The following is a 15,442-nucleotide window of genomic DNA, read 5'->3' as shown; positions in this document are numbered from 1 at the left end:
ATGGGCATCCGCTCCCTGGCCTACCTGCGCATCGAGGCGACCGACATGGCCGCCTGGCGCGAGTACGGCCTGAAGGTCCTCGGCATGGTCGAGGGCAAGGGCCCGCATCCGGACGCGCTGTACCTGCGGATGGACGACTTCCCGGCCCGGCTGGTGATCGTGCCCGGGGACAGCGACCGGCTCGCGGTGGCCGGGTGGGAGGCCGCCAACGCCGCGGAACTGGACGAGGTGCGGTCGCGGCTGGACGCAGGCGGCGTGCCGTACAAGGAGGGCAGCGCCGAGGTGCTGGCCGAGCGGCGCGTCACCGAGCTGATCAGCTTCGACGACCCGTCCGGCAACACGCTGGAGGTGTTCCACGGCGTCGCGCTGGAGCACCGGCGCGTGGTGAGCCCGTACGGGCACCGGTTCGTCACCGGCGAGCAGGGCCTCGGGCACGTGGTGCTGTCCACCCACGACGACGACGCCGCGCTGCGCTTCTACCGCGACGTGCTCGGGTTCCGGCTGCGGGACTCGATGCGGCTGCCGCCGCAGATGGTCGGGCGCCCCGCCGACGGACCACCGGCGTGGCTGCGGTTCTTCGGCTGCAACCCGCGTCACCACAGCCTGGCGTTCCTGCCGATGCCGACGCCGAGCGGGATCGTGCACCTGATGGTCGAGGCGGAGAACACCGACGACGTCGGGCTGTGCCTGGACCGCGCGAAGCGGCGCAACGTGCCGATGTCGGCGACGCTGGGGCGGCACGTCAACGACCTGATGCTGTCGTTCTACATGAAGACGCCGGGCGGGTTCGACGTCGAGTTCGGCTGCGAGGGCCGCCAGGTCGACGACGAGTCGTGGATCGCGCGGGAGAGCACCGCGGTGAGCCTGTGGGGCCACGACTTCAGCGTGGGGATGCGGAAGTGATCTCCTCCGCGATCGAACCGGCGCGGTTCCGGCAGGTGCTCGGGCACTTCGCCACCGGGGTCACCGTGGTGACCACGATGGACGGTGCCGAGCCCGCCGGGTTCGCGTGCCAGTCGTTCGCGGCGTTGTCGCTGGACCCGCCGCTGGTGCTGTTCTGCCCGGGCCTGGCGTCGCGGACCTGGCCGGTGATCGAGCGCAGCGGCCGGTTCGCGGTCAACGTGCTGGCCGAGGGGCAGCACCAGGTCAGCCGGGTGTTCGGCACGCGGGGCGGGGACAAGTTCGCCGCCGTCGACTGGACGCCCGCGCCGTCCGGGTGCCCGGTGCTGGAAGACGCGCTGACCTGGGTCGACTGCGTGGTGGAGACGGTGTTCGAGGCCGGCGACCACTTCGTCGTCGTCGGCCGCGTGACGGCGCTGGGGGAGGCGTCCAACGGGCGGCCGCTGCTGTTCTACCGCGGCCAGTACACCGGCGCGGCGCCGGTCAAGGCGGACGTGCTCAGCTGGGCCGGTCCGGACGACTGGCTGTGACCGCCGCGCGGTCGATCAGGATCACCGCCTGGCCGGGGGCCAGCTCGGCGGGCACCTGGCAGGCCTCGGGATCGTCGGTGTCGAACTCGCATAGCCAGTTGCCGGGGCCGGGGTCGAACGGGTGCGGCCGGTCGGCGAGGTTGGCGGCGACGACGACCGGGCCGGTGCGGTAGCCGAGCACGTCGCCGAATTCGTCGAGCCACAGCGGCGCGGCTCGGACGGACGCGGTGCGGGCCCGCGCGGCGATGAGCCTGCGGTGGATCGACAGCGGGGAGTCCGGGTCCTCCCGTTGCACCGCGACCGTGTCGGCCGGGGTGCGGTCCCCGAACGGCAGCCACGCCGCCGGTGCGGTGGTGAAGCCCAGTCCCGGCCCCGGCTCCCAGGGCATCGGGGTGCGGGCGCCGTCACGCGACTGGCTGCCGCCGTCGGCGGCGGCGAGCGGGTCCCGCGCGTGTCCGGGTGGGACGGTCCCGTCGGGCAGGCCCAGTTCCTCCCCGTTGTACAGGAACGGAATGCCCGGCAGCCCCATGAGCAGGGTGGCCACGGCGATGGCGCGCCGGGCGCTGCCGTAGCGGGTGACCGCGCGCTTGCGGTCGTGGCTGCTCTGCACCCAGGCGAGGGTGGGCGCGGCGGCCGCGGCCGCCCGCAGCATGGTCGCCACCCGCTCGGGTGCCCACCCGGACTCGACCAGCCCGAACCAGAACGTGGAGTGCAGGCCGTCCGCCTGCACGTAGGTGGCGAGCCGGGCGGGGTCCAGGATGTAGACCTCGCCGATCAGCACCGCGTGGTAGAAGTCGGCGATCGCGCGCCAGCGGCGGTGGATGTCCAACGCGGACGGTTGCCCGATGTCGTACCGGTGGTCCTGCCGCAGCCATTCGGCCGCCACCCCGCCCTGCGACGGCACGTCTTCCGGCGCCAGCCACGGGTTGTCCGGGAGGCCGGGGTGCTTGGTGAGGTAGTGCGCGGTGTCGATGCGGAAGCCGTCGAGGCCGCGGTCGAACCAGAAGCGCAGGATGTCGTCGACCTCGTCGGCGACCTCGGGGTTGTCCCAGTTGAGGTCCGGCTGGTGCGGGGTGAACAGGTGGAGGTAGTACTGGCCGGTGTGGTCGTCGAACGTCCAGGCGGGACCGCCGAAGTGCGCGAGCCAGTTGTTCGGCGGGCCGCCGTCCGGCCCGGGATCGCGCCAGATGTAGCGGTCCCGCATGGGGTCGGTGCGGGACCGGCGGGCGCTGCGGAACCACGGGTGCTCGCTGCTGGTGTGGTTCACCACCAGGTCGGCGACGACCCGGATGCCCCGCTCGTGGGCGGCGCACAGCAGCTTGTCCAGATCGTCCAGCGTGCCGTAGCGCGGGTCGACCGCCCGGTAGTCGGCGACGTCGTACCCGTGATCACGCATCGGTGAGGGGTGGAACGGGCTGATCCACAGCAACGTGACGCCGAGGTCCCGGAGGTGGTCCAGCCGGCTGATCAGCCCGGGTAGATCGCCCCAGCCGTCCCCGTCGCTGTCCTGAAAGGACGGTAGGTACACCTGGTAACCGATGGCGTCCTGCCACCACGGACGATCGCGCATGGCACCAGGAAACCCCGCCGCGGCGCGGGTTTCCAGAACCAATCAGGACAGATTGGCCGCCAGTGCCGCGCCGATGACCCCGGCGTCGTCGCCCAGCCGCGCGGGGCGGACGGGGCCGGTGTGCCAGCGCAGGGTGCGCGCGGCGGCGAGGTAGGCCTCCCGGATCGGGCCGCTTCGCGCGACCAGACCGCCGCCGAGCACGACGGTGTGCGGCGCGAGGACGGCGCAGAGGCTGTCCAGCCCGCGGGCGAACTCCCGGGCGTGCCGCGCCAGCGCCGCCACGGCCCGTGGCTGCCCGGCCGCGGCGGTCGCGGCGAGCCGGGCGGCGCCGGGTGTTCCGCCGCCGTCCGGTCCCAGCCCGGCGCCGGTCCGGTTCAACGCGACCCCGCCCGCGAGCTGTTCCCAGCACCCGCGGCTGCCGCACCGGCACGGCGGTCCACCGGCGTCCAGCACCAGGTGGCCGACCTCGCCGGCGTGCCCCGTGCCTTCGTGCGGCCGTCCGCCGGTCACCAGCGCCCCGCCGAGCCCGGTCCCCACGGTCACCAGCAGGACCGTCGACGCGCCGGCGCCCGCCCCGAAGCGGGCCTCGGCCAGTCCGGCGGCGCGGGCGTCGTTGATCACGGCGACCGGGCGGCCCAGTTCCGCTGCGAAGTCCACATCGGACAGCCCGAGGTTCGCCGACCAGGTCAGCACACCGTCCCGCACGGTACCGGCGACCGCCAGGCCCACCGCGGCCGGTTCGGGGTAGTGCGCGAGCACCGCCCGGACCGCGTCCAGCCGGGCCGCCGGACCGGGCGGCAGCACCTGCCGCGTCACGTCGCTGAGCCGGCCGTCCCGGTCGACCAGCCCGGCTCGGACGTGCGTGGCGCCGAGGTCGATGCCGAGGGTGGTCACAGCAGCACCGGCTGGTCGTCGCCGGCGTGCCGGTACCGCGCCCACGCGGCGGCCAGGCGGCGGACGCCTTCGTCGAACACCTCCGGCGGCCGCGCGTACACGACCCGGACGTGGTCGTCGGTCAGCCCGCGGGACGACAGCACGCCGCCCGGCACCACCGCCACCCCGAACCGCGCGGCGACCTCGCAGAACGGGGTCGCCGTCCCGGCCGGGAGAGCCAGCCACAGGCTCAGCCCGCCCTCCGGCGGAGTCCACCGGAACTCCGGCAGCGACTCCGTCAGCACGCCGGTCGCGTGCGCGAGCCGGTCGCGCAGTTCGGCGATCCGCTCCGCCCGCACCTCGTCCTCGATGCCGAGCAGCCGCGTGGCCAGCACCTGGTCGAGCACCGGGGTGCCGAGGTCGGCGCGTGCCTTGGCCCGGGCGAGCGCGGCCACGAGCGACGCCGAGCCGCGGACCCAGCCGAGCCGCAGCCCGCCCCAGTGGAGCTTGCTGAGCGAGCCGACGGTGACCAGGTTGCCCGGCTCCGCGTACGCCGCGAGCGGCGGCGGCGCCTGCTCGAACGCCAGCCCGGCCTGGCTGACGTCGTCCACCACCAGGGCGTCCCGGCCGGCGAGCGCGGTGGCGAGCCGCTTCCGGTCAGTCGGGCCGAGGATCCGGCCGAGCGGGCCGAGCGTCGGCACGAGGTACACCAGGCCGGGGCGGATCCGGTCGACGAGTGCGGGCAGGTCGTCGCCTCCGCCGGTCACCGGCGGGGCACCGCGCACGGGGACGGACAGCCCGTGCAGCACGTCGAGGATGCCGGGGCTGGTCGGGGTCTCCACGACCGCCGGTTCCCCGTCCGGCAGCGCGTGCGCGGCCAGCAGCGACAACGCCTGCTGATCGCCGGTGGTGACGAGCACCTGGCCGGCGTCGGTGGGCAAGCCCTGCGCGGTCAGCCGCTCGGCCAGCGCGGCACGCAGCGTGGGCAGCCCGGCGGGGTGGTAGCCGGGGGTGTCGAGCACCGCCGCGGTGCCGGCGTCGGCCACGCCCAGCGCGGCGACCGCTTCGCGCAGACGGCGGTGCGCGGGCAGCGCGGCGGTGGCGAGGTCGACGAGTGCCGCCGGGTTCCGCAGGGCGGCGACCGCCAGCGATTCGCGCGGAGACTCCGCGGTCCCCGTCCGGCGCGCGCCGGTGACCCAGGAACCGCTGCCCTGCCTGGTTTCCAGGATCCCGGCTTCGCGGAGGCGGGCGTAGGCGTGCATGACCGTGCTCCGGCCGATCGCCAGCCGCGTGGCCAGCGATCGCTCCGGCGGCAGCGCGGTGCCGGGCGGGATGTCGCCGCGATCGATCGCCGCGGCCAGCGCTGCGGACAACCGGGCGTACAGCGGACCCGGGCGGGCGGACCAGTCGCCGAGCGCGTCCTGGATGTGCATGGCGATTCCAACCAATCGGACCGTGATTGGTCCTATCAGGGCGGGAAGAACTCCGCCATATTGGCATCAACGAGGTATCCGATGTCAATCCACTGGTGGAAGGTCGAGGCATGCAGCTCGGATTGGTTGGTCTGGGGACGATGGGCGGCCCGATGGCGCGGCGCCTCGCCGCGGCCGGGCACGAGGTGATCGGCGCCGACTCGTCTCCGACCGCGGCCGAACGGGCCCGGGCGGCGGGCACCAGCGTCACCGGTTCACTGGCCGACCTGGTCGCCGCCCTCACACCGCCCCGCGCGGTCTGGGTGATGGTGCCGCCGCCCGCGACCGGCGGGGTCGTCGACGAGCTCGCCGGACTCCTCGCGGACGGCGATCTCGTCGTCGACGGCGGCAACAGCGACTGGCGGGAGGCGGCCGGGCGGGCCGCGCGGCTCGCCGAATCCGGCGTCCGGTTCCTCGACGTCGGGGTGAGCGGGGGCCAGTGGGGCTGGCGGCACGGGTACGGGCTGACGGTCGGGGGCGCGGCGGAGGACGCCGAGCGCATCCACCCGGTGCTGGCGGCTCTGGCCGCGCCCGGCGCGGTCGCCGTGGTCGGGCCCACCGGGGCCGGGCACTTCGTCAAGGCGGTGCACAACGCCGTGGAGTACGGGCTGATGCAGGCCTACGCCGAGGGTTTCGCCCTGCTGTCGGCGCGTGACGGGCTCGACCCGCTCACCGCGCTGCGGGTGTGGCAGGCGGGCTGCTCGGCCCGGTCGTTCCTGCTGGAGCAGACCGTCGACGCGCTCGCCGCCGACCCCGCCCTCACCGGTGTCGGCTCGGCCGTCGCCGACTCCGGCATGGGCCGCTGGACCGCGGAGGAGGCCGTGCGGCAGGGCATCGCCACGCCCGTGCTCACCGCGGCGCTGCAGGCCAGGTTCGCCAGCCGGGACGACGAGCGGGCGGCGAGCCGTCTGCTGGTCGCCGCCCGGGCCCGGATCGGAGGTCACGCGCATGCCTGACGTGCTGGACCGGTCCGGCGTGCTGAACCGGGCCCGGGCGGTGCTCGCGGAGGTCCACGACGCGGTGACCGCCGTCGATCCGGCCGCCGCGGCCGCCCTCGGCGCGGCCATCACCACGGCGCGGACGGTGTTCTTCGACGCGCGCGGCCGCTCCGGCCTGGTGGCGAAAGCGCTGGCGATGCGGTGGATGCACCTCGGGCTGCGCGTGCACGTGGCCGGCGAGACCACCGCGCCCGCGATCACGGCCGACGACCTGCTGGTCTGCCTGTCCGCGAGCGGCCGCACCACCGGTCCGCTCGCGAACGCCGGCGTCGCCCGCGCCCGCGGCGCCCGGGTGGCCGTGCTGACCGCGGCGCCGGACTCCCCGCTCGCCGCGGAGGCCGACCTCGTCGTGGTCGTCCCCACCGGCGGCGGGCAACACGGCGGTTCCCTGTTCGAGCAGGCCTGCCTCCTGCTCGGCGACGCCCTGTGCGGGGCTTTCCAGCACGCCCACGCGATACCGGACGCGGCCCTGTCCGAGCGGCACGCGAACCTGCTGTGAACGCGCTGATCGCCGCGGCCGCGGGGGACGCGGACACCGCGGAGCGCCTGGCCCGGGCGGGGGTGGACGTGATCGTCGCGTACCACTCCAGCGTGCTGCGCCGCCGCGGCCTGCCCTCGGTGGCCGGGTTGCTGCCGTGGGCCAACGCGAACGAGCTGACGCTCGGGATCGTCCCGGAGGTCGTCGCCGCGGCCGCCGGACGGCCCGTGCTGGCGACGGTGTGCGCGAACGACGCCCTGCGCCCACCCGGTCCGGTGCTGGACGAACTGGCCGGGCACGGAGTGGCCGGGGTCCTCAACGCACCCACGACCGCTCTGCTGTCCGGGCCGGTGCGGGCCGCGGTGGAGGAGGCGGGGCTGGGCTACCGGCGGGAGGTCGAGCTGATGGGGCTGGCGCGCGAACGCGGGCTGCTGGCCTGGGGGTACGCGTGCGCACCCTCGCAGGCGGCGGATCTGGTGGCACACGGCGCCGACGCGGTCGTGATCCACCTCGGCATCACCCGCCCGGGTCCGCTCACCGCGGAGCACACCGCCACCCTCACCGCGGTGGCGGCGGCCGCTCCGGCCGTGCCGCTGCTGGCGCACGGTGGTCCGCTGACCGATCCGGCAGCGTTCCCGCGAACCGGACACGATGGGGTGCGCTTCGGGTTCTTCGGGGCGTCGGTGTTCGAACGCGCCCAGGACCTGGACGGCACGGTGGCCGCGTGGCGGCGGGCCGTGGGGGAGAACGGAGGACCATGCCGGACCACGTGATCACGGTCGAGGACGTCGAGACCTGGACCGGCCCGCCGCTGGTCCTGTTCGCCGGCATCAGCACCGCGGGATCGCTGGCGCACGCGGTGTTCGACGGCTGGGCCCGCGCGCTCGGCCGCCCGTGGGTGCTGCGCGGCGTCGACCTGCCGCCGGACACGCCGCCACCGGTCTACCGGCGGCTGCTCACCGCGATGCGCGGCAACCCGCTGGTCCAGGGCGCCGTGGTGACCGCGCACAAGCTGCGGCTGTACCGCGCGTGCGCCGCCGACCTGCCCGGACGCGACCGGCTGGTCGACCTGACCGGCGAGATCAACACCCTCGTCACCGGTGAGCGGGTGGCCGCCTACGCCAACGACGCCCGCTCGCTGACCGCGATCCTCGGCTCCCCGTCCGGTGGCCGGATCGTGTGCCTCGGCGCGGGCGGCGCGGCGACCGCCCTGCTGCTCGCGCTGCACCTGGACGTCGAGACGGGCAGGCCGCGCGCGGACGCGCCGGAGCGGCTGGTGTTCGCCGACGTCGACCCGGCGGCGCTCGACGCGCTGCGACGGGTCGCCGAGCGGATCGGCGGGCGGCCCGGACTGGTGCACCTGTCCGGGCCGGCCGACCACCTCGTCCCGGACGCGACGCTCGTGGTCAACGCCACCGGGCTCGGCAAGGACCGGCCCGGCAGCCCCCTCACCGGGCACGCCCCGTGGACCCCCGGCACGGTGGCGTGGGACCTGAACTACCGGGGCGATCTGACGTTCCTGCACCAGGCGGCGGCCCACGGACTGTCCACCCGGGACGGCTGGGAGTACTTCGTCGCCGGGTGGGCGGGGGCGCTCACCGCGATCGCCGGGGAGCCGCTCACCCCGCAGACCCTGTCCGCACTGGCGGCCGCCGCCGCACCACACCGACCGAGGAGGACCGGCACGTGATCCCGTTCCGCATCGCCATTCCGGAGGAGGAGCTGACCGACCTGCGGGAGCGGCTCCTGCGCACCAGGTGGCCCGACGAGGAGCCGGTCGGCGACTGGTCGCAGGGCGTGCCGCTGGCCTACCTGCGCGAGCTGTGCCACTACTGGGCCACCGAGTACGACTGGCGCGCCACCGAGCGGCGCCTGAACGCGCTGCCCCAGTACCGCACCGAGATCGACGGCGTCGGCATCCACTTCCTGCACGTCCGCTCACCGCACGAGCACGCGTTGCCGCTGGTGCTCACCCACGGCTGGCCCGGGTCGGTGCTGGAGTTCGAGAAGGTCATCCCGCTGCTGACCGACCCGGAGGATCCGGCCGACGCCTTCCACGTGGTGATCCCGTCGCTGCCCGGCTACGGGTTCAGCGACCGGCCCGTCGCACCGGGCTGGGGCGTGCAGCGGATCGCCGCCGCGTGGCGGGAGCTGATGGCCCGCCTCGGGTACGAGCGGTACGGCGCGCAGGGCAGCGACTGGGGCACCAGCGTCACCACCAGCATGGGGCAGCAGGACACCGGTGAGCTGGCCGGGATCCACGTCGTGCCGCCGATCGCGGCGCCGGACCCGGCCACGTTCGGCGACCTCACCCCGGCCGAGAAGGCGGCACTGGCGGACCTGCGCCACGCGGCCGCGCACGAGTCCGGCTACTCCGAGCAGATGACCACCAAACCCCAGACGGTCGGCTACGCGCTGACCGACTCACCGGCCGGCCTGTGCGCGTGGATCGTGGAGAAGTTCGCGTCCTGGACCGACAGCGGCGGGCGCCCCGAGACGGTCCTGACCCGCGACGAGATGCTCGACGACATCACCCTGTACTGGCTCACCCGCACCGCCGCGTCGTCGGCCCGGCTGTACTGGGAGAGCTTCCGCCAGGTCGGCGAGTGGTTCACCACGGCGACCGACGACACGGTCACCGTGCCCACCGGCTGCACGGTGTTCCCGAAGGAGATGCCGCGCCCGTCCCGCCGCTGGGCGGCCGGCCGCTACACCGACATCCGGCACTGGAGCGAACCCGACCGCGGCGGCCACTTCGCGGCGTGGGAGCAACCCGCCCTGTTCGCCGCGGAGGTGCGCGCGTTCTTCCGCATGGTGCGGTGACGCACGAATCGTGGGCGCGGCAGGTCGGTGATCGGTAGATTCGATCTCGCCGGGACGTCCCCGGCGAGATGTGTCCACAGTGGAAGGAACCGAGATGACGCACACCGTCGTCAACCCCGCCGGCCTGGCCGACCCCGTGCCCTACGGGTACAGCCACCTGACCCGCACGCCGAGCGGACTGGTCTTCGTGGCGGGGCAGTACGCGGCCGACGAAACCGGGCGGATCGTCTCCGACGACTTCGCCGAGCAGGTGCGCCAGTCCTTCCGCAACCTCGGCACCGCGCTCGCCGCGGAGGGGCTCGGCTTCGGCTCGGTGGTGCGGCTGGGCACCTACATCGTCGACCACGACGCGGACAAGCTGGCGGTGCTCGGCAGCCAGATCGCCGAGATCTGGGGGTCGCGGCCGCCGGCGCAGACCCTCGTCGGCGTGGCCCGGCTCGCGCTGCCCGGGATGCTCTTCGAGGTCGACGCGATCGCCGCGTGACCTGCCCCGCCCGGCGGCTCTAGAGTCGGGGAATGGATCTCAGGCACGACGCGCGCGAGCTGTCCGACGACCTCGTGGCACTCCGGCGCGCGCTCCACCAGGTTCCCGAACTCGGCCTCGACCTGCCGCGCACCCAGGAGACGGTCCTCGACGCCCTCGACGGGCTGCCCCTGGAAATCAGCACCGGCACCGGGCTGTCGTCGGTCACCGCCGCGCTGCGCGGGCAGGGCGGCGACGGCGGCAGCGGGCCCGTGGTGCTGCTGCGCGGTGACATGGACGCCCTGCCGGTCACCGAGAACACCGGGGCCGCCTTCAGCTCGCGGCACGAGGGCCGGATGCACGCGTGCGGGCACGATCTGCACACCGCCGGCCTCGTCGGCGCCGCGCGGCTGCTGTCCGCGCACCGGGACCGGCTGGCCGGGGACGTGGTGTTCATGTTCCAGCCCGGCGAAGAGGGCCACGACGGCGCCGGGCACATGATCGCCGAGGGGGTGCTGGAGGCCGCCGGCCGCCCGGTCGCCGAGGCGTACGGGCTGCACGTGGTGTCGGCGATGATCCCGCGCGGGCAGTTCGTGTCCCGGCCCGGCCCGATCATGGCCGCCGCTGACGGGCTGTTCGTCCGGGTGATCGGCGCGGGCGGGCATGGGTCGCGGCCGTACGCGGCGCTCGACCCGGTGCCGGCCACGTGCGAGATGGTCACCGCGCTGCAGACGATGGTGACCCGCCGGTTCGACGTGTTCGACCCGGTCGTGGTCACCGTCGGCAACTTCCACGCCGGCACCCAGCGCAACATCATCCCGCCGGACGCCCGCTTCGAGGCGACCATCCGCAGCTTCTCGAAGGAGGCGCGGGAGCGGGTCGCGGAGCTGGCCGTCCCGCTGTGCCGGGATATCGCGGCGGCGCACGGCCTGGAGGTCGAGGTCACCTACCAGGCCGAGTACCCGGTCACCGTCAACGACGCGGCCGGTCACGAGTTCGTCGCCGAGACCGTGCGCGAGGTGTTCGGCGAGGAGCGGTTCTCCGTGGCGGACGCCCCGGTCACCGGATCGGAGGACTTCTCCCGCGTGCTCGACCGCGTCCCGGGCGCGTTCGTGTTCCTCGGGGCGACCTTCGCCGACGACCCCGGCTCCGCGCCCTACAACCATTCCCCGGAGGCATCGTTCGACGACAGCGTGGTCGCCGACGGCGCGGCGCTGCTCGCGTCGCTGGCCGCGCGGCGGTTGAGCGGGGTGGGCGCGTGACCCGCATCCTGTTCGCCGGCGGCCGGGTCTTCGACGGCACCGGCAGCGACCCGTTCGACGCGGACGTGGTGGTGGAGGACGGCCGCGTCGCCGAGATCGGCACCGGGCTGGACGGCGACGAGGTGGTCGACTGCACCGGCACCACGGTGCTGCCCGGGCTGTTCGACTGCCACGTGCACGTCACGGTGTCCGACATCAGCCTGATCAAGCTGTTCCAGAAACCGTTTTCCTACCAGTTCTACGAGGCGGCGCGGAACCTGCGCAGCACGCTCGAACTGGGCATCACCACCGTGCGGGACGCGGGCGGCGCCGACCTCGGCATCAAGAAGGCCCAGGCGGACGGGCTGATCAGCGGCCCGCGGCTGGACATCTCGATCGGCATCATCAGCCAGACCGGCGGGCACGGTGACGACTGGATGCCCTCGGGGCACTGCGTTCCGCTGATGGTGCCGCACCCCGGCCGTCCGTCGACGCTGGTCGACGGGCCGGACGAGATGCGCAAGGTGGCGCGGGAGTTGCTGCGTGCGGGCGCCGACGTGCTCAAGGTGTGCACCACCGGCGGGGTGCTCTCCCCGGGCGACGACCCGCGGCACACCCAGTTCACGCCGGCCGAGCTGGACGTGCTGGTCGCCGAGGCCGCGATGCAGGGCAAGGCGGTGATGGCGCACGCGCAGGGCACCGACGGCATCAAGAACGCGGTGCGGGCCGGGATCCGGTCCATCGAGCACGGCATCTACCTCGACGACGAGGCGATCGAGCTGATGCTCGCGCACGGCACCTGGCTGGTGCCGACGCTGATCGCGCCGATCGCGGTGATCCGCGCGGCCCGCGCCGGTGCCGCGCTGACCGACGAGATGGTTCGCAAGGCCGAGGACGTCGCCGAGGTGCACGCCGAGTCCATCCGCCGCGCGGTCGAGGCCGGGGTGAAGATCGCGATGGGCACCGACAGCGGCGTCGGCCCGCACGGCACGAACCTCGAGGAGCTGCCGTTGATGCAAGCGGCCGGTATGAGCCCCGGTCAGGTGCTGGCGGCGGCCACGTCGTCGGCGGCGGAGCTGCTCGGCTACGGCGACTCGCTGGGCCGGCTGGCGCCCGGGTACCGCGCGGATCTGGTGGTGGTGTCCGGCGACGCCTACGACCTGGCCGCGCTGCCCGGACGGGTGCGGGAGGTGTGGCAGGACGGCGTGCGGGTGGTCGCGCCGGGTTCGGAGAAGTGAGAAGACCCCCGGACCGCGCCGAAACTGGGGGAGGAAGGCGCGGCCCGGGGGCCTCGCTCCAGCGCCCGAGGGGGAGGTAAGCGCCGGAGCACCGGCCGGTGTGAAACTGGGGAGGATGACACCGGCCGTATGAATTCAGGATAGCGCGCGTTTCGCTGTGCGGACCGGTTTCACAGGAACTCGACAGGTTTCGGCGTGGCGGGGTCAGAGGACCAGGTCGGCGAGAACGGTGTTCAGGGCGTCGGCGAACGCTTCCGGGTTCCGCTGGGGGGCGAGGTGCGCGCCGGGCAGTTCGACGAACGGCAGGCCGAGTTCGAGGGCGAGCGCGCGGGCCGGGCGGTAGTGGTAGTAGCCGCGGCTGCCCTCGCCCGCGGTCAGCACGATGGGTACTGGGCTGCGGCGGAGCGCGTCCAGGTCCGGCAGGTAGCGGTAGATGCCGACGAGTTCACGGTCGAACAGCAGGCGCCACTCGTGTTCGTGCGGCAGGCGCACGGTCTTGAGCGGGGGCAGTCCGGCGCCCGCGATGGAGGCGAGGAACTCTTGGAAGGCGCCGAAAACGTCGCCGTCCGCGCTGCGCGCCGCCTGTTCCTCGGCGAACCGGATCCACTCGTCGGCGTCCGGCAGCAGGCCGACCGTGGGCGGTTCGTGGACGACCAGCCCGCTGACGGCGTCGGGGTGCCGGATGGCGAGTTCCAGCCCGATCGCGCCGCCGGCGCTGCTGCCGAACACGAGGGCCTTGCCGTAGCCGAAGTGCTCGATGACGGCGCGCGCGTCGTCGGCCTGCCGCGCGATCGTCAGGGGCCCCTCGGTGGAGTCCGTGCTGCCGAAGTGACCGCGCCGGTCGTAGGCGAGAACGGTGTACCTCGCCGCGAGCCGCTGGGCGAGGGCCCGGTAGGAGGCGGCCGCCCCGGTCCCCCCGGGCACCAGGAGCAACGCCGGTCCGGCCCCACCCCGCTCGACGTGCAACTCCCCGTCCGGCACCGGGCACGTGCTCTCCGAGATCATGGGCGAAGTCAAGCACAACACGATGGCTGACCGGTGGGCTCCCGGCCTTTCCCTCCGGCGTGGGTGCTCGACCCTCGCGCGCTGCGACTGCGGAGTTCACACCGCCGGGTGCCTGCCAAAGGCGGCTGCCGTGCCGGTGGTCCTGTTCGGGGCGTCTGTCATTGCGTTGCCGTGTTCGCCACCGCGCGCCCGGGTTTGCCATCGGGATGGTGTTGTCCGCTTGGCCGTGGTGTTTCCCGCGCCAACCGGTTGTTCGCCACGGCGGCTGCCGTGTCGGCGGCCCCAGCCGTTGCCACTGGCGGTGTTGGCCGCCCGGACCGCCGTCCCGGCCTCCTTGGTCCGAAAAGGACGTTCTCAGGCTTCCTTCAGCGCCGCGGCCAGTCCTTCGCCCAGCGGGGTCGTCGGGCGGCCGATCAGCGCCGACAGCTCGCCGGTCGCCTCCGCGAGCGTGCCCTCGGCGATGTTCTGGTCCAGCGCCACCACGAACCCGGCGGTCTCCGCCGGCAGCCCGGCCTCGATCAGCGCCGCGCGGTGCTCGTCGGCGGTCAGGTCGCGGTAGCGGATCTCCGTGCCCGCGATGGCGGAGATCTCGGCGGCGAGGTCGTCGAACGTCCACGCCACGTCGCCGCCCAGTTCGTACACCTTGCCCTCGTGCCCCTCGCCGGTGAGGACCGCGACGGCGCCCGCGGCGAAGTCGGCCCGCGTGGCGCTGGCGACGCGGCCGGAGACGGCGCTGCCGATCAGCACGCCGCTCGCGATGGCCTGCTGGGCGTTCGGCCCGTAGTTCTCGGTGTACCAGTTGTTGCGCAGGATCGTGAACGGCACGCCCGACGCGCGGATGATCTCCTCGGTCGCCTGGTGCTCGGGCGCCAGCACCAGCGTGGTGTCGTCCGCGCGCGGCGCGCTCGTGTAGATCACGTGGGTGACGCCGGCCTGCTTCGCGGCGTCCACCGCCGCCTGGTGCTGCGGGACCCGGCGGCCCACCTCGTTGCCCGAGATCAGCAGCACCTTGGTCGCGCCCGCGAACGCCGCCACCAGGGTCTCCGGCCGGTCGTAGTCGGCTTCCCGCACCTGGACGCCGAGGTCCGCGGCCTTCTCCGGGTTGCGCACCGCGGCGACGATCTGGTCGGCGGGCAGCTTCTCACGCAGGCCGGCGATGACGTGGCGGCCCAGCTGGCCGGTGGCACCGGTGACGACGATGGTCATGTTCCTCGCTCCTTCTCGGACGACTGCACCTCAAGTTAGTACTAACTTCTGGTAAGTGCCAACCATAGGTAAGTCCCGTCACAGACCACCGTGGGGCCGACTAGGTATCCTCGACGGCATGAGTTGCGACGCCGAGCACGACCAGCTGGTCGCCGACGTCTTCGCGCGCGCGTGCACCTCACGTGGCGTGCTGGAGCACGTGACGGGACGCTGGGGCACGCTCGCGCTGGCCGCGCTCGCCGAGGGGCCGTTCCGCTTCAACGCGTTGCGCCGCAAGGTCGACGGCGTCAGCGAGAAGATGCTGGCCCAGACACTGCAGGCACTGGAGCGCGACGGTTTCGTGCACCGCGAGGCCGAGCCGACGATCCCGCCGCGGGTGGAGTACAGCCTGACGCCGCTCGGCGCCGAGGTCGCGGGCCGGCTGCGGGAGCTGATCGAGCTGGTCGAGGGCCGGGTGCAGGACGTGATGGCCGCGCGTCGCGCCTACGACGAGACGAAGGCGGCGGTCGCGCGCTAGATGTATCCGGTCAGGACGTTGGTAGCGGCGTGTCTGGCTGAGTAAAGGAGAACCTCCGGTTGGGATGTGGCTTGTCTAAGGCCCACTCCGATCCGGAGGTTCTCGTGTTCCACGGTAGTGCCCGGCTG

Annotated in this window: 16 protein-coding genes; 11 read left to right on the top strand and 5 right to left on the bottom strand. The window is 73.9% G+C overall.

Features of this window, described 5'->3' with window-relative positions; translation table 11 throughout:
* Nucleotides 1–903 (top strand): iron-dependent extradiol dioxygenase HsaC, encoded by a 903-nt coding sequence (hsaC, locus tag D0D15_RS07160; RefSeq protein ID WP_094008244.1) that lies wholly within the window; start codon nt 1–3, stop codon nt 901–903.
* A complete protein-coding gene (gene hsaB / locus D0D15_RS07155; RefSeq protein WP_094008243.1) occupies nt 900–1,430 on the top strand; it encodes a 3-hydroxy-9,10-secoandrosta-1,3,5(10)-triene-9,17-dione monooxygenase reductase subunit in 531 nt (176 codons plus the stop codon). Before hsaC ends, hsaB begins: the two co-directional genes overlap by 4 nt.
* Here the strand turns inward: hsaB and D0D15_RS07150 are convergent.
* Genes D0D15_RS07150 through D0D15_RS07140 form a run of 3 tightly spaced genes read right to left on the bottom strand, consistent with a single transcriptional unit; the run spans nt 1,399 to nt 5,306 of the window.
* Nucleotides 1,399–3,000 (bottom strand): alpha-amylase family glycosyl hydrolase, encoded by a 1,602-nt coding sequence (locus D0D15_RS07150; protein WP_094008242.1) that lies wholly within the window; start codon nt 2,998–3,000, stop codon nt 1,399–1,401. The two genes, hsaB and D0D15_RS07150, sit on opposite strands and share 32 nt — an antisense overlap.
* A 42-nt stretch (nt 3,001–3,042) precedes the next feature.
* Nucleotides 3,043–3,894 (bottom strand): ROK family protein, encoded by an 852-nt coding sequence (locus D0D15_RS07145; RefSeq protein ID WP_162830515.1) that lies wholly within the window; start codon nt 3,892–3,894, stop codon nt 3,043–3,045.
* Nucleotides 3,891–5,306, bottom strand: coding sequence for an aminotransferase-like domain-containing protein (locus tag D0D15_RS07140; protein WP_094008240.1), 1,416 nt, complete (start codon nt 5,304–5,306; stop codon nt 3,891–3,893). The genes D0D15_RS07145 and D0D15_RS07140 overlap by 4 nt, the downstream gene beginning before the upstream one ends.
* Nucleotides 5,307–5,401: 95 nt before the next feature.
* On the opposite strand from D0D15_RS07140, the gene D0D15_RS07135 reads away from it, so the two are divergent.
* The 8 genes from D0D15_RS07135 to D0D15_RS07100 all read left to right on the top strand — a co-directional run bounded on the left by D0D15_RS07135 (nt 5,402) and on the right by D0D15_RS07100 (nt 12,586).
* Nucleotides 5,402–6,301 (top strand): NADP-dependent phosphogluconate dehydrogenase, encoded by a 900-nt coding sequence (locus tag D0D15_RS07135; RefSeq protein ID WP_338024620.1) that lies wholly within the window; start codon nt 5,402–5,404, stop codon nt 6,299–6,301.
* Nucleotides 6,294–6,842, top strand: coding sequence for an SIS domain-containing protein (locus tag D0D15_RS07130; RefSeq protein WP_094008238.1), 549 nt, complete (start codon nt 6,294–6,296; stop codon nt 6,840–6,842). The genes D0D15_RS07135 and D0D15_RS07130 overlap by 8 nt, the downstream gene beginning before the upstream one ends.
* A complete protein-coding gene (locus tag D0D15_RS07125) occupies nt 6,839–7,594 on the top strand; it encodes a phosphoenolpyruvate hydrolase family protein (RefSeq protein ID WP_158224476.1) in 756 nt (251 codons plus the stop codon). The genes D0D15_RS07130 and D0D15_RS07125 overlap by 4 nt, the downstream gene beginning before the upstream one ends.
* Nucleotides 7,579–8,511 (top strand): shikimate dehydrogenase, encoded by a 933-nt coding sequence (locus D0D15_RS07120; RefSeq protein WP_115944321.1) that lies wholly within the window; start codon nt 7,579–7,581, stop codon nt 8,509–8,511. The genes D0D15_RS07125 and D0D15_RS07120 overlap by 16 nt, the downstream gene beginning before the upstream one ends.
* Entirely contained in the window at nt 8,508–9,644 is a 1,137-nt protein-coding gene (locus tag D0D15_RS07115) for an epoxide hydrolase family protein (protein WP_094008236.1), read from the top strand. The genes D0D15_RS07120 and D0D15_RS07115 overlap by 4 nt, the downstream gene beginning before the upstream one ends.
* Nucleotides 9,645–9,738: 94 nt before the next feature.
* Entirely contained in the window at nt 9,739–10,128 is a 390-nt protein-coding gene (locus tag D0D15_RS07110; RefSeq protein ID WP_094008235.1) for a RidA family protein, read from the top strand.
* Between the two features lie 32 nt (nt 10,129–10,160).
* A complete protein-coding gene (locus tag D0D15_RS07105) occupies nt 10,161–11,369 on the top strand; it encodes a M20 metallopeptidase family protein (protein ID WP_115944320.1) in 1,209 nt (402 codons plus the stop codon).
* The gene (locus D0D15_RS07100; RefSeq protein WP_094008233.1) at nt 11,366–12,586 is read left to right on the top strand and encodes a metal-dependent hydrolase family protein; all 1,221 of its coding nucleotides are present in this window, start codon (nt 11,366–11,368) and stop codon (nt 12,584–12,586) included. The genes D0D15_RS07105 and D0D15_RS07100 overlap by 4 nt, the downstream gene beginning before the upstream one ends.
* A 204-nt stretch (nt 12,587–12,790) precedes the next feature.
* On the opposite strand, the gene D0D15_RS07095 is transcribed toward D0D15_RS07100, so the two are convergent.
* Nucleotides 12,791–13,591, bottom strand: a complete 801-nt coding sequence (locus D0D15_RS07095; RefSeq protein WP_094008232.1) for an alpha/beta fold hydrolase — start codon at nt 13,589–13,591, stop codon at nt 12,791–12,793.
* Between the two features lie 354 nt (nt 13,592–13,945).
* Nucleotides 13,946–14,797, bottom strand: coding sequence for an SDR family oxidoreductase (locus tag D0D15_RS07090; protein ID WP_115944319.1), 852 nt, complete (start codon nt 14,795–14,797; stop codon nt 13,946–13,948).
* 118 nt (nt 14,798–14,915) lie between these two features.
* On the opposite strand from D0D15_RS07090, the gene D0D15_RS07085 reads away from it, so the two are divergent.
* Complete coding sequence (locus D0D15_RS07085) at nt 14,916–15,314, top strand: winged helix-turn-helix transcriptional regulator (RefSeq protein ID WP_094008230.1); 399 nt, start codon at nt 14,916–14,918, stop codon at nt 15,312–15,314.
* The last annotated feature ends 128 nt before the right edge of the window (nt 15,315–15,442 follow it).

The sequence above is a fragment of the Amycolatopsis thermalba genome, assembly GCF_003385215.1.
Taxonomy (GTDB): domain Bacteria; phylum Actinomycetota; class Actinomycetes; order Mycobacteriales; family Pseudonocardiaceae; genus Amycolatopsis_E; species Amycolatopsis_E thermalba.
Note: the sequence above shows the minus strand (reverse complement) of the source record. Positions and strands in the feature narration are given on the sequence as shown.